This is a genomic window from Acrocarpospora macrocephala (genome assembly GCF_009687865.1).
Taxonomy (GTDB): Bacteria; Actinomycetota; Actinomycetes; order Streptosporangiales; family Streptosporangiaceae; genus Acrocarpospora; species Acrocarpospora macrocephala.
Genome location: NZ_BLAE01000044.1, coordinates 1 through 13629 on the forward strand (window position 1 = coordinate 1; position 13629 = coordinate 13629).

The 13629-nt window shown below is 65.7% G+C and carries 14 protein-coding genes and 2 pseudogenes; 5 read left to right on the forward strand and 11 right to left on the reverse strand.

Annotated features, from left to right (window positions below; translation table 11 throughout):
* On the reverse strand, positions 1-742 hold a 742-nt coding region (locus Amac_RS33730), incomplete at its 3' end, for a DUF1707 SHOCT-like domain-containing protein (protein ID WP_155358478.1).
* Between the two features lie 110 nt (positions 743-852).
* Between Amac_RS33730 and Amac_RS33735 the strand changes: the two genes are divergently transcribed.
* The 4 genes from Amac_RS33735 to Amac_RS33750 all read left to right on the forward strand — a co-directional run bounded on the left by Amac_RS33735 (position 853) and on the right by Amac_RS33750 (position 5512).
* Positions 853-2520: an ankyrin repeat domain-containing protein gene (locus Amac_RS33735; RefSeq protein ID WP_170322795.1), complete on the forward strand. Its 1668-nt coding sequence runs from the start codon at positions 853-855 to the stop codon at positions 2518-2520.
* 267 nt (positions 2521-2787) lie between these two features.
* Positions 2788-3078 carry a hypothetical protein gene (locus tag Amac_RS33740; protein WP_218041448.1) on the forward strand — a complete coding sequence of 97 codons (291 nt, stop codon included), beginning with the start codon at positions 2788-2790 and terminating at the stop codon, positions 3076-3078.
* A 73-nt stretch (positions 3079-3151) separates the two neighbouring features.
* The gene (locus Amac_RS33745; protein WP_155358480.1) at positions 3152-3547 is read left to right on the forward strand and encodes a hypothetical protein; all 396 of its coding nucleotides are present in this window, start codon (positions 3152-3154) and stop codon (positions 3545-3547) included.
* Positions 3548-3985: 438 nt separating this feature from the next.
* Entirely contained in the window at positions 3986-5512 is a 1527-nt protein-coding gene (locus Amac_RS33750) for an outer membrane protein assembly factor BamB family protein (protein ID WP_170322796.1), read from the forward strand.
* Positions 5513-5569: 57 nt separating this feature from the next.
* Here Amac_RS33750 and Amac_RS33755 read toward each other — a convergent pair whose 3' ends face one another.
* The 4 genes from Amac_RS33755 to Amac_RS33770 all read right to left on the reverse strand — a co-directional run bounded on the left by Amac_RS33755 (position 5570) and on the right by Amac_RS33770 (position 8327).
* Positions 5570-6229, reverse strand: a complete 660-nt coding sequence (locus Amac_RS33755) for an SRPBCC family protein (protein WP_155358482.1) — start codon at positions 6227-6229, stop codon at positions 5570-5572.
* Positions 6226-6807 carry an ArsR/SmtB family transcription factor gene (locus tag Amac_RS33760; RefSeq protein WP_218041449.1) on the reverse strand — a complete coding sequence of 194 codons (582 nt, stop codon included), beginning with the start codon at positions 6805-6807 and terminating at the stop codon, positions 6226-6228. Before Amac_RS33760 ends, Amac_RS33755 begins: the two co-directional genes overlap by 4 nt.
* 73 nt (positions 6808-6880) lie before the next feature.
* Entirely contained in the window at positions 6881-7765 is an 885-nt protein-coding gene (locus Amac_RS33765) for a maleylpyruvate isomerase N-terminal domain-containing protein (protein WP_170322797.1), read from the reverse strand.
* 10 nt (positions 7766-7775) lie between these two features.
* Positions 7776-8327 (reverse strand): sigma-70 family RNA polymerase sigma factor, encoded by a 552-nt coding sequence (locus Amac_RS33770; protein ID WP_218041450.1) that lies wholly within the window; start codon positions 8325-8327, stop codon positions 7776-7778.
* Between the two features lie 139 nt (positions 8328-8466).
* Between Amac_RS33770 and Amac_RS33775 the strand changes: the two genes are divergently transcribed.
* Positions 8467-10041: an isovaleryl-CoA dehydrogenase gene (locus Amac_RS33775; protein WP_246268896.1), complete on the forward strand. Its 1575-nt coding sequence runs from the start codon at positions 8467-8469 to the stop codon at positions 10039-10041.
* 36 nt (positions 10042-10077) lie between these two features.
* Here Amac_RS33775 and Amac_RS33780 read toward each other — a convergent pair whose 3' ends face one another.
* The 6 genes and pseudogenes from Amac_RS33780 to Amac_RS33800 form a co-directional block, all read right to left on the reverse strand.
* On the reverse strand, positions 10078-10473 hold the full coding sequence (locus Amac_RS33780) for a hypothetical protein (protein ID WP_155358486.1): 396 nt from the start codon (positions 10471-10473) through the stop codon (positions 10078-10080).
* Between the two features lie 668 nt (positions 10474-11141).
* Positions 11142-11624 carry a hypothetical protein gene (locus Amac_RS33785; protein WP_155358487.1) on the reverse strand — a complete coding sequence of 161 codons (483 nt, stop codon included), beginning with the start codon at positions 11622-11624 and terminating at the stop codon, positions 11142-11144.
* A 457-nt stretch (positions 11625-12081) separates the two neighbouring features.
* A complete protein-coding gene (locus Amac_RS33790) occupies positions 12082-12531 on the reverse strand; it encodes a hypothetical protein (protein ID WP_155358488.1) in 450 nt (149 codons plus the stop codon).
* A gap of 15 nt (positions 12532-12546) precedes the next feature.
* Positions 12547-12900, reverse strand: a pseudogene (locus Amac_RS58415) (golvesin C-terminal-like domain-containing protein); the annotation flags it as partial.
* Positions 12861-13013, reverse strand: a pseudogene (locus Amac_RS58420) (RHS repeat-associated core domain-containing protein); the annotation flags it as partial. The pseudogenes Amac_RS58415 and Amac_RS58420, both read right to left, overlap by 40 nt.
* A gap of 33 nt (positions 13014-13046) precedes the next feature.
* Positions 13047-13595 carry a hypothetical protein gene (locus Amac_RS33800; RefSeq protein ID WP_155358490.1) on the reverse strand — a complete coding sequence of 183 codons (549 nt, stop codon included), beginning with the start codon at positions 13593-13595 and terminating at the stop codon, positions 13047-13049.
* Positions 13596-13629 lie beyond the last annotated feature (34 nt).

The window sequence follows — 13629 nt, forward strand, 5'->3', positions numbered from 1 at the left end:
GTGGGGGTGGGGAGGGGGGTGGGGGTGTGCCGCGGTGGAGTTGGCGCCAGGCGGCGTGGGCGTCGCGGAGGGCGCCGTGGGCGGGGTTGCCGAGTTCGTCGTCGGCCTGGCGGCGGCGGTCCAGCCACCATTCGCTCCAGGCGGCCCAGGTGCGTTTGATGGGCTCGGCCCGGGAGTCTCCGATGATCTTGATGTCGCCCATGATGGCGTAGCCGCGGACGCGGACGACGGGGACGTTCTGGCCGGGAGGCGCTTCGACGACCTTGACCTTCTTGTCGCCCATGATGGACATGCCGCTGAGCTCGACGTCCACCCCGTCCGGGACGATGATCTTGATGTCGCCCATCACGCTGGTGGCGACGATGTCGACCTCGTTGGTCCTGACCTCGGCCTCACGCAGATCGAGCACGACGTCGCCCATCACGCAGACGACCCCGATCTCCTGATCGATCCGCCACTTGCCGCGACGCTTGGTGTCGCCCATGACGGCGACGAACCACTTCCTGGCCTTGCCCTTCGACCTGGACACGGCCGGAAAGGCGGGAGCGGGCCGGTCCATGCCAGCGGGAAGGTCCGCGGTGATCTGCGCCAGTTCGGCGTGCGTCTGGGCGAGATAGGCCGCCTCGGTGCGTTCGGTCAGCTCGGCGAGCGTCAGCCGCCCCTCCACCGACGCGTCCCGCAGCCGCTCGACAACGGCTTCGCGCTCCGCGTCCGACGCGCGCATTCCGCCTGGCTCGTTCATACCCTCGAATCTAGCCTCCCGGCGTCCCTCTCTCGATCCTCCGCAGGGACGATTCCGGCGTCACCCCGCCCGTGGCCTGAGGAGGTTCGCGACTGTGTGACGATGGAATGGTGACAGGCAGTGAGCTGATGGCCGCGGTGGCGGAGGACGACCTGGAACGGGCGCGCGAGCTCCTCCGTCCGGGCATGGACCTGAACCCGGCCCGCGGCACGACCCCGCTCTACGAAGCGGCCGTGCACGGCAACGGCGAGATGATCCGCCTGCTGCTGGAATATGGCGCGGATCCCGACCTGCCCAGTCACGGCGAGGACGAGGGCCTCCCGCTGTGCGCCGCCGCCTGCTGGGACCACGACGAAGCCGTCCGCGCCCTGCTGGACGGCGGCGCGAACCCGGACACTGCCGAGGACGGCGGCTGGACGGCGCTGCTCTGGGCCGCGAGTCTCGGCCATCTGGCCACCGCCGACGTCCTGCTGGACGGCGGCGCCACCCCCGACGCGGGCTGCCCGCACACCCCCCTCACCGCCGCCGCCCGATTCGGTGCGTACGGCATCGTCTGGTCCCTCCTCGAACACGGCGCCGACCCCGCCAAACCAGACGAAAGCGGAGCCAGAGCCCTGGAAATCGCCCTAGAGCTATCAGAAGCCGACATCGAGGCCCTACTGACCTCCCAGATCGACACGGGCTCCACGTCCAGCGAGACCCGGAACGAATCCAGCAAGATCGGTGTCAGTGAAGGTGCTCCGGCTGAGCGCGTGCAGCGTGAGGGCGCTCAAGGTGAGCGTGTTCAGCGCGGGCGCATTCACGGTGAGCGCGTTCAGGGTAAGGGCGATCAAGGTGAGCACATTCACGGTGAGCGCGCTCGGGGCGAGAGCGATTCGCGTGGCGTGATCCTTGTGGTCAGCCGGTCGCACGCTGCCGATGGGACCGAGTTGGTAGAGGTGGAGGCCAACGGGACACGATTGGCCATGCAGCGAGGGCATGCCGCGGTGGCCACGATTCTGGAGGATGCGCTGGGCATCCGGACTCCGGTCGCCGAGTTGGTCGCGCGGGCCTTGCCGTACCGGGATCGGGACGCGGATGGGGAGACGTGGTGGGCGGCCGTGCATTCGGTGCAGAACCGGCACGACGATGAGACCTTCAGGGCGGCGGTCGAGTTGTGTGCCTCGTCTGACCCGATGACCAGGGATTTCGGGGTCAATGTGCTGTCGCAGTTCGGCTTCACCGCCGATTCGCGGCCGTATCTGGAGCGCACGCTGCCAACCCTGCAACGGCTGGCCGAGCGTGAGCAGGATCCCCGTGTCGTGGAATCGGTGTTGAGCGCGCTGGGACAGCAGGGCGATCCGCGCGCGCTCCCCGAGGTCCTGGCCATCATCGGCAGACCTGGCCGCGAGCAGTCCGTCCGCGACCCAATCGCCCTGTCCGCAGTCCTGCCGCCCGGCCACGCCGAGGGCCTGGCCACCCTCATCGTGCTCTCCCAGCACCCCTCCCCCGAGATCCGCGACTACGCCACCAACGGCCTTGCCGCACTGAACAGCGACGACTTCGACGACTCGCAGATCCTCGAAGCCCTCTCCGCCCGCCTCACCGATCCCGACCTGAGCACCACCGCCGAGGCCGCAGCGGCCCTGGCCGCCCGCCACGACCGCCGCGCCATCGACGCCATCCACCGAATCCTCTGCGAAACCGACCCCGACGACCCCGACGACGACTACATCCGCGACCTGGCCCTGGAAGCCGCCGCCCACCTCAACCTCGACCTCTCCGACCTGACCCACTAGGACTTCGCGAAGGCCGCGAATACCAGGTCGCTGCGTTGGCGAAACATGGGTTCGGTTGACCTGTCCCGGGGCCTCGCGGATGGCGGTGCTGCTCACCGACCTGGTCAGCTCGGACGGTTCGCGATAGCGGGCAGTGGGCAGGCGACGCCGGTCACCACCGGCCGGACAGCGTGTCCAGATCGACACCACGCCCCTGGACGTGCTCGCGTTGTTCGATGACGGGGGCACGCACGCCGGGTTGAACTGACCGCTGCGGTCGACGTCGCGATGCGCACGATCTGCGCCGCGATCCTTCGGCCAGCGGGCACCAAAGCCGTCGATGCATCGCTGCTGCTGGCCCGGATGCTGGTGCCCGAACCGATGCGGCCAGGATGGGCCGAGGTGCTGCGCATGTCCGCCTCAGTCCTGCCCCACCGCCAACTCGCCGATATCGACGCACGGATCGCCGATGTAGCGGCCAAGCCGGTGGTGGTGCCCGAGACGATCGTGTGTGATCGCGGCAGGGTCTGCGTCTCTCAGCCCCGATCCACCGAGCCGAATCTGATGCGAATGCCTTGAATGAGGGAGAGGGCCCTCCGGCCTGGGATGATCTTCACGCTTCCATCGCCTCGCCCGAGAGGGCATCTCGCAAATGCGATTATTTCATGCCTCCGCCAAGACTCATGCGATCTCCAACGAGGAGCATGTGATCGCCTACGCCGGGCTGGAGCCGGTGATGCGGCTGGCCGAGCGCTGCGGGTTGGCCGCCCTGGTGGCCGGCCACGTAGCCATCGCCGACCCGCTCGGAATGAACGCGCCCGCGAAAATCGGCTCGATCGTGGCCGGGATGGTCGCCGGGGCCGACAGCATCCAGGACCTGGACGCGTTGCGGCACGGCGGGATGGACAAGCTCTTTGAGGGGACCCGCGCCCCGTCCACGCTCGGCCCGTTCCTGCGCTCGTTCGCCTGGGGGAACGTGCGGCACTTCATCTCACCTCACCGGCACCCGGCTGGCCCCACACGCTGCGCGCCATCCGCAGTTGACTGAGCCCCTCCATCACGCTTACACGCGCATGGAGAGCCTGGTCACAGCGCCCCCGCCCGCTGAACTCCACACCCTGATCAACGCCGTCAGCGCAGATCACGGCCTACACCTCTACCTCCCACCTTTATCCAACAAACTTCGCTAGCAGCACTGTATTGAGACACCAAAAAAATACGACACGGTGATATGCGTGAATAAATCGGACTGTGTCGACCGGCGTTATCAAAAAAGCGATAGGTGGCCAGGCAAAAGTCACCGGACTTCGTTTGCTGCTCTGATTGCGTGGCAACTAATGCGATGCAAGATATCCGCAACCGGCGGTCATAGTCGGCATTTTCTGGTCAATTTTGGATATGTCAGACATCCGGGCGGAATTCCTTTCAATGGAGGATTAAGTTGCCTAAACGCAGCAACCTGTTCGGGGTCTTGACCATCGCTACCGTGTTGACCACAGGGGCCATAGACCTGGGCGTCGCCGCCACTTCCGCCAGCGCTGCTACCGACAATGACCAGCAGAATTCTACCGACTGGACATCGGCGGGCCAGAACGCTTACAACACCCGTAATGCCGCCGCTGAGCACATCCTGAACAGCCGGAATGTGAAGAACTTGAAGCCGCGTTGGGTCTACACTGCGGCGGGTTTCATCTCGGCGACGCCGACCGTGGTCCGCGGGATGGTCTACGTGCCGGACTGGGGCGGAAAACTATCGGCCGTGAGCGCCGCCACAGGAAAGGCGCTGTGGTCGAACCCGGTCAGTATGTACAGCAGCGTCGCCGGGGACATTTCGCGGACCAGCCCCGCGTACGCGCGTGGCAGGCTGGTGTTCGGTTCAGGCGTGATAACCACCTCCAGCGTCGAGGGCGCCTACATAATGGCCGCCGAGGCCGCGACCGGCGCCCCGTTGTGGCGCACCAAGGTCGACCAGCACCCGGACGCGATCATCACCAGTTCGCCGGTGATCGACAGAAGGAGCGGCGTCGCCTACGTGGGCGTGTCCTCCAAGGCCGAGCTCCACGAGCCGCCGTACACATTCCGCGGCAGCATCGTCGCGCTGCGCGTGAGCGACGGACAAGTGCTGTGGAAGACCCCTACCATCGCGGCCAACCTGCCCGCCGGCTACACCGGTGGCGCGGTGTGGTCCAGCACCCCGGTGGTGGACCGCCAGACCGGGCTGCTGTACGTCTCCACGGGCAACAACTACACGGTGCCGGACGGTGTCTGCACAAGCCCGGACGAGACCGGGTGCACTCCGCCGTCGCCGGACAACCACGTGGACGCGATCCTGGCTCTCAACCTGAGGACCGGCCGGATCGTCTGGTCCCGTCACACCCTGAGTGCCGACTCCTGGACGCTGCCGATCCCGGATGGACCCGACTACGACTTCGGCTCGGGACCGAACCTCTACACCACCGTCGTCAAGGGCAGGCGCACCCGGCTGCTCGGGGCCGGGCAGAAGAGCGGCGTGTACTGGGCGCTGGACCCGGCCACGGGCAAGGTCGTGTGGCAAACGCAGGTTGGTCCGGGCAGCATCCTGGGCGGCATCCAGTGGGGCTCCGCGACGGACGGCAAGCGCGTCTACGTGGCGATCACCAACCTCGACCGCAAGCCCACCGTCATCACCTCGGTCACCGGCAAGAAGACGACCGTCACGAGCGGTTTCTTCTCTGCGCTCGACGCGGCCACCGGGAAGATCCTCTGGCAGACCGCGGACCCCAGGAACAACCTGGACATGGGCTTCGTCTCCAGCGCCAACGGTGTGGTCTACGCCGGCTCCGTGTCCGGCGACATGTACGCCCTGGACGGCGCCACCGGCATCGTTAAGTGGAGCTTCGCCAGCGGCGGGTCGGTGGTCGGTGGCGCCGCCGTCGTAAACGGTTCGGTCTACTGGGGCTCCGGCTACTACCCTCCCGCTCTCCCCAACAACAAGCTCTACGCCTTCTCTCTCGAAAGAGACTGTACGGATTGATGATGCAGCCGCGCTCCGGCCCGTTGGGGTTCTCGCTACGGGCCGGATCTAGAAGCATCACACGGTGAGCAGGGTGGTCCAGTGGGATTCGAGGGCGGCGAAGGTGTCGTCGTCGAGGTTGTAGGTGGTGAGGACGAGCATCGAGTTGTCGCCGCTGCCCCGGCCGGCGACCAGGAGGCCGTCGCCCCATTCGGCGACGGTTACGCCGATCTGGTTGGGTGAGCGGTACCAGATCTCGCCGGTCAGGCCATTCGCCGCGTACGGAGTGCCCGGCGGGAGGTCGGCGACGGCGGTGAGGCCGGCCAGGCCGAAGATGTCGGCGGAAGCCGTACCAGAGGTGAAGATGGTGCGGCGGTCGGCGGAGGGGTGGCGTTCGAGGGCGAACTTGAGCTGGTGGATGAAGGTGGTCCAGCCCTCGTTGATGTCGTCGTAGTAGGCGTCCCAGTCGGGGTTGCCGCCTTTGGGGGCGCGGGTCAGCCTGAGGCGGGTCGTGTCGCCGAGGTCGGTGAGCTCGAAGCGGTCGTTGCCCAGGTCCAGCCAGCGCTCCTCGGCCGATTCGACCGCGTTCTCCTGATAGATGACCTCGATCTCCTTGTCGAGGCCGTCGAAATGCCAGCCGTGCCAGCGCCGGATCTCCTCCGGCTCGCGCAGCGCCCGCCATACGGCGTCCACCGGCGCGGCGATGGTGACTTCTACGATGAATCCTTCTTCGCTCATTTCTGATCCTCGGGTCGATGCGGCGCCGGATGACCCCCGGCAACCAACCGGTACGGACGCCCGCCGGCGTGGTCGAAACGGGCGACCACTTGCGCCATGGCCGCGGCGAGCTGGTCGGTGAACTCGTGTACGTCGCCCGGTTCGGCGAACCGGACCTCGGCTTCCAGGGTGAAGGTGAGCAACCGTACGCCCTGCCGTTCGGCGTTGGCGTTCATCCGGGCCACATCCCGGACGGTTCCGGCGGCCACCTCGACGAGGTGCTCGGCGGCGTGCCGGTCGGCGATCGCGGTGAACGTGTCCTGGATGAGCATGCCCGGGTCGACCAGGAGGGCGCTGGCGGCGACCTGCATGATCCGCTCCACGCAGCCGCGCCGGGAACGCTCCACGACGAGCTCGATCAGCCCGGCCCGCTCCAGCATCCGGAAGTGATATCCGACCCGCTGGCGCGGCATGCCCAGCTCAGCGGCCACCTGGGCGGCGGACGCGGGTTCACGCAGCCGATCAAGGATCTGGCGGCGTGGCGGCGACAACGCCAACCGCACCCGCTCCGGCTCATCCATGAGCACCATCTCGGCCATGCGGGCATCGAAGCATTAGACAAATAATTCTGTCAATTGCTGCGATGCCCCAGCGACGTCCGGGCTGGGAAGATCAGGGGCCGGACAGCGCGGGGGCGGCCGTGAGGAGGTCGGCGGCGAGGGCGGCGTCGCCGTCGATGTCCCAGGTGAAGTCGTCGCCGCGCCCGCCGAGCAGGAAGCAGAATTCAACGGCGTCACAGGTGAGGGCGACATCGGTGGATTCGCCCTGGTACGGCTCCGCCACGTAGGACACATCCATGGGAATGTGCCAGTCGCCGCCACCGGGTCCGGTGAGCGTCAGCCGTACCGACCGGGACGTAGCGTCGAAGCCGGACAGCAGCATGGTCCACGGGACGAGGCGGGCGCAGAAGTCAGCCGCCGGATGGATGTGTTCGGCGACGGGATGCGGGAGCCGTATCCCGTTGAAGGTGGCGGCGTCGGCGGTGTGGATCCAGGTTTCGAGCATGCGGGCCAGCAGGTGGTCGCGGATCGCGAAAGGCGCGCCGTTGGTGTCCACGACCTGGTCGGGATCCACCTCGGGGAGCCGGGCGCAGACCACGTCGGCCTGCTCGCGCCAGAATTGGCGGGTTTCCACGGGTGTGCGGTCACGCCCGAAGTCCTGGAGTTCCCGGGTCCTGGCCAGAGCCTCGTTGACGCCGATCGGCGGGCCGAGCACCGGCGCGCCGATGGCGGCGGCGAGCAGACCGTCCTTGGCCGCCAGGTGGGCGACCAGTTCCTGGAGCGTCCAGCCTTCGACGATGACCTGGTCCCAGCGTTCGGCCGAGGCCAGGAGCGCGTCCATCGCGGCGACCCGTCCCGCGTACGGCGCGGCCCAGCCGGGAGCCGCGGGTGCCGGGCGGCGGCGGGAGGCCGCCGCGGCCAGGAGCCGAGCCCGGGACGTGGGCAGCTCTTCGGCCGTCTCGGCCAGAGTGTCCAGATAGAGACGTTCGAGGCTCATCGCCACCCCCTCATGGTTGCTCCCCTCCCAGGGATTCGGCGAGTTTTCGCAGGCCAAGCCGGATACGCGACTTCGCGGTGCCCTCCGGGATGCCGAGTTCATCGGCCACTTGACGATAAGTCCTGCCCCGGTAGTACGCGAGTTCGATCACCTCGCGTAACGCGCCGGGCAGCGTGGTGACCGCGTGCCGCACCCGGATCGCCTCGTCGGCGGCGAGCACGGTGTCCTCCAGCTCGTCCGGCCGCTCGTACACGCGCGGCCCGAGCACGCTGACCTTCCGCCGTTCCTCGCTCCTCACATGATCGACCGCGCGCCGATGCGCGATCGTCGCCAGCCAGGCCCGCAGCGAACCCCGTTCGGGATCGTACGCCAGCGGACGTTCCCAGAAGGTGACGAAAACCTCCTGAGCGATGTCCTCGGCGACGACCCGATCACGGGTGACCCGCACGGCCAGACCGAAAATAAGAGCGGCGAAACGGTCGTAGAGCTCGCCGAGAGCCGTCTCGTCTCCACCCACGACGCGCTGGTGGAGCAGACCGTCGTCGACAACCGGTGCCTCCACTGGCACCTCCCCTGCTGAGCATCGGTTCGTCCGCGCGACCCGAGCATCGCACTATTCGCGTGAGATGTTGAGATGGATGAAGAGATTACCCGTATAGGAGGATCAAGTGTCTCATGATGTGATCAATCAGCCCCCGCCGATGATCGGACACGATGTTTCGGCCGATCCTCAACTGCTGGCGGCGCTCGACCGTGAGGGCGCCGGCTGGGCGGGCGGGGAGCTCCGGCAGCTCGGCATCCTCGCGGGCACGGCACGGGCGCAGGAGTGGGGGCGGCTGGCCAACGAGTACCCGCCGGTATTGCGGACGCATGACCGGTACGGGCATCGCATCGATGAGGTGGAGTTCCATCCGGCCTGGCATGAGCTGATGGCGGTCGCCGTCGAGAACGGGCTGCACGCGACGCCGTGGACGTCGGCCCGGCCCGGGGCGCATGTGGCGCGGGCGGCCAAGTTCTATGTGTGGTCCCAGGTGGAGGCCGGGCACGGGTGCCCGATTTCGATGACGTACGCGTCGGTCGCGGCGTTGCGTCACGCGCCCGCGCTGGCGTCCGAGTGGGAGCCACTGCTGGCTTCGCGGTCGTACGACTTCGGGTTGCGTCCGGCGGCCGAGAAGCGGGGCGTGCTGGCCGGAATGGCGATGACGGAGAAGCAGGGCGGCTCCGACGTACGCGCCGGAACCACCGTGGCCGAACCCCTCGGCGACGGAACCTTCGCCTTGACCGGCCACAAATGGTTCAACTCCGCCCCCATGTGCGACGCGTTCCTGGTCCTCGCGCAAGCTCCTGGCGGCTTGTCCTGCTTCCTGCTCCCCCGCGTGCTGCCCGACGGTTCCTTGAACGCGATGCACTTGATGCGCTTGAAGGACAAACTGGGCAACCGCTCCAACGCCTCCGCCGAAGTCGAGTACTCCCGCGCGATCGCCTACCTCGTCGGCGAAGAAGGCCGCGGCGTGCGGACGATCATCGAAATGGTCAACATGACCCGCCTGGACTGCGTGATCGGCTCCGCCGCCGGCATGCGCCTCGGCGTCACCCGCGCGGTCCACCACACCCGCCACCGCCACGCCTTCGGCCGCGCCCTGATCGACCAGCCCCTCATGCGCAACGTCCTGGCCGACCTCATCCTCGAATCCGAAGCCGCCACCATCCTCATGATGCGCCTCGCCGGCGCCACCGACCGCGCCGTCACCGGCTCCGCCCCCGAAGGCCTCTTCCGCCGTACGGCCCTGGCCGCCGCCAAATACTGGATCTGCAAACGCGCCCCCGCCCACGCCGCAGAAGCCCTGGAATGCCTCGGCGGCAACGGCTACGTCGAAGAATCCGGCATGCCCCGCCTCTTCCGCGAATCCCCACTGAACGGCATCTGGGAAGGCTCCGGCAACGTAGCCGCCCTCGACCTGCTGCGCGTCCTCACCCGCCAACCTCCGGCCATCGAAGCCTTCTTCACCGAGGTCTCCCTAGCCGACGACCCCCGCATCACCACCGCCCTCACCGACCTCCAGAAAACCCTCACCACCCCCACCGAATCCAACGCCCGCCACATCGCCCAACAAATGGCCCTACTCCTCCAAGCCTCCCTACTGATCCGCCACGCCCCCGACCCTCTCGCCGACGCCTTCTGCACCTCCCGCCTCTCCGGAAACCACAGCGGAACCTACGGCACCCTCCAGAACACAGACCTGGACGCAATCCTCGAACTCATTCCGCAGCGCTGAGCCTGGATCCGCAGGTCGCAATTTGATGGGAATTGATCAATCTGGCACCACATTCCAAACCCCGAATACCTCAACAAAGTCCGGAGTTCGAATGATCAGATTCGGCGATCCCGCCCTGGCTGACAGGATCCCATCGACGATGCTGCGCACTTCAATCGAGCCGAGCCCACCAGAGACCGGCCAGACATGAGCACCTTGACCGGCCCCTCCGAACTCTTCACAGAGGATCGAGCTATCCGAATCCGGAATCACCCAGAGGCCGAAGAGCCTGTCGTCGAGAATGGAGGTTTCCAAACGCTCCGCGATCAGCTTGAAATACCAGCACGCATTTCCATCCCTACGCCTCACGATCCCTTCAAGTGGCCCATCGCGCCAATCGAAGATGATCAGAACTTCCAGCTGGCCAAGCTTCTCTACCGAATCCTCGCTCACCTTAACTCCGCCCAAACACGGTATTGAACGCTCTTTGAACTACCGAGTCTACCGGTTTTGGCATTATCAGGGTGTGATGCATGGGAAGGTTCCGAGTGGGAGTGAAGATCAGAGAGAACCCGGCCGCCTCTATTTGCCCCTTGGTTGCTATCGACGCACCCTCGACTGGGCCGTCAACCGCTCGCACTGAAACTCCGTGCCCGAATGACTTGGGGTTCTCTTCCGCCTTTTGTGCTTGAGCCGAGAGTCGCCCAGTGCTTTCCTTGCTGGTCCCAAGGCGGGCAAAACCCTCTAACGCCCCCTCATCATGACGGCAACACAAGTGGTCCACCGGCCCCTTACACGCCCTCTGTGGCACCCGCTACACGGATGCAGACGTCGCGATCAGCCGCTCGAAAGTCTCCAACTTTGTCCTGAATGAAAGCATTCGGAAGGTCGTCAAAACCCTCGACAACGAAGTCCGAAAACTCCGAATCTGTCGGTTTGCCGTCAGGCCCGAGACTCCCCGGCTCAGCCTTCCAGGCGATCAAATGGATGACCACCGACTGCCCTTGCCGAAGACCGCTCTCGGCCAGATCCGACGAGCGCGCCCTCAGCCGAGACGTGTAGGGGCATCTCTCTCTGTTGCAGAGCATCTCCGGGCGCGCCCGAAAGCTTGACTGGCTGAACTACGGCCGCAGACGCCCGGCAAGGTCTCCGTCCGAGAGCCAACCATCCTGCTCTTCCTGACTAATCATTTCAGTCAGGCGAGCCCGAAGGTCGGAGTCGAACCGCGAGGTAACCGAGTTGAACTCTCGAACACTGTCTTGGTGCCCGGCGACAGCCGCAAGCACTTCACCACCGTGATCTCTTGGGATCTCCACAAGTGACGGAGCAGCCATCGCCGTCCCTCGTCCAAGATCTGCCACCGGAAACAGCGCCAATGCGCCATGAGTGGCCTGATAGGCACCATAATCCTGCTCCGCACGCATGGAAGAGATCAGAGCGTCGACCACCGGTGGACCTTCGGCCCGGTCGACCATGCCAACCAATTCGGTGTAACGGTTGAAGCGAGCTTCGGCTACATCCACGGGAACCGAGTTGTCGTCATCTTGCACGATGGCGCCCAATTCAACGAGCTCAGCCCGCCACTCATCGATTTCCGAAATCATTACGCTCCCGCCTTCTCGATGGTTCCCATCACCAGTATTTGTTCAGCATCTCGTAAATCGCGCCGTCATATTTATTGCCGAACTTCGTCTGGATATCATGTATACTCATCCGCATCGCGCCGATGAAGTCATTAGAATCGATTGCCGCCCGCTGGGCCGCACGGTAAGCATCAGGCCCAGCACCTCAGCCGATAGTCCGAGGTAGGAGTAGTCGGTGGTCCTGGCGTCTGCGGTGCCGGTCTTTTCGGTCTTGGATGTGGTGCGGTCGAGTGGGTCGTAGGTGTAGGTGGTGATGGTGGAGGGGGTGCCGTCGGCGCCGAGCTTTTCGTGTTTGGTGAGGTGGTCGAACCCGTCGTAGGTGTACTTCTCCCACGCCTTGCCCCGCCGGTGATGGTCCGCAGCCGGTCGTAGGGGTCGTAGTTGTAGGTCGATGTCTGCCCGTCGGTGACCGAGGTCATCAACCGGTTGCGGTCGAAGGTGAACTCGGTGCGCTTGTCCTGGACGGTCTGGTCGTAGACGTTGCTGTTGGCGTCGTGGAGGTAGGTTTCGGTTTCGGCGGCGCCGCCACCGCCACCGAGGGGGGTTTTGACCGTCTTGGCGATCCGGTCCCGGGGTCGTAGGTGTAGGCGTAGGTGTTTTCCAGGTACGCGCCGGGGTTGTCGGCGTTTCGGAGTTTGGCCTGGTCGCTGGCCCGGTTGAGGTTGCCTTGGTAGCCGATGGTGTGCTCGGCCACCACCGTGCCGTTGGACTTCCTTTCCAGGCTGTGGCGGAGCAGGCTGTCGAGGAAGTAGTCGTAGGTGACGGTGTTGCCGTTGGCCTTGGTCTCAGTTTCACGTTCGGCCTTGGGCGTGTAGGTGTAGGCGGCGACCTTCGGGTTGGTGTCGGCCGCGGACTTGGCGTTCGTCACCTTCTCGACCAGGTCGCCGGCGTTCGCGGTCTGGTCGAGTGTGACGACCTCCTGACCGCCGTCACGCTTGATCGCGTACTTGGCGTTGGTCGCCGTCGCCCCCGACGGGTAGCGGACGTAGGCCGTGTAGCTGCCCTGTGCCGGGATGGTCAGGTTCCAGGCAAAGCTGGCCTCACCGCTGCCGGCGGGCGCGGTGGCGTAGTCATACCCGGTGAACTCCGAACCCTCGGCGACAGTGCTGCCAGCGGTGTCGGCGGTCGTGTTGGGGGCGGCGGGTCCCGCGGCCTGCGGCGCGGCGCCGCCACTGGTCCAGGTGCCCTGTTGGTGATGGGATTGCCGCCGGTGAATGCGTAGCGGTTGGCGGTCCAGGGGTCGGTGCCGAGGGACAGGTCTGCGAGAGCACCGTTGTAGGAGTCGAGGGTGAGGAAGCGGTTGAGGCTGGGGTTGTAGTTGCGGAACCCCATGTCGTACATGCCGGTGGAGTTGTCCCAGCGCGGCGCGGACGAGGGCCGGAGCTACTCCAGATCACGGAGCGAGTTGACGATCAACTCCCTGTGTGACTGCATTTCCGGCAGCTCCAGCGCGCTTGACAGAACATGCCTAGCCCGCTCCTTTAGTGCCCGCTCGTAACGCCCACAGGCCGTGATCAAATCAACGCAAGAGGCGCGAATCTGTGAATTACTTGAAGTCTCAAGCAATTCACAGAGGAACGGAAACGTGAGTGAAATTTCCCTCACGCATTCCTCGACGCTAATAGGACCTAGACCCTGCTCTGCGGGTTCATGAACGTACCCGCCGGATATCTGCGCAAGCAGTTCGAGCGCATAAGCAAGAGAAGGCGTGGATAGTCGAGAAAGCGCCTGAACTACAGTGGATGTGACCGCTGCTGCGGACTGAGTAAGACAGCCATCCAGCAGCGCCACATTATCGATACACCAGTACGCGGATCTTGCCGACTCTTTGTCGGTCGCTCCGACGAGGGCGCGGATAGCGTCAGGCAGGGCCGTCGAGTCTGCAAAGCTTCGCAACCCAGCCCAGTCGTGTCTTGCTAGTTCGATCTCCACGCATACCCCCTTGTCGACCACGAGTGGAGCCCGA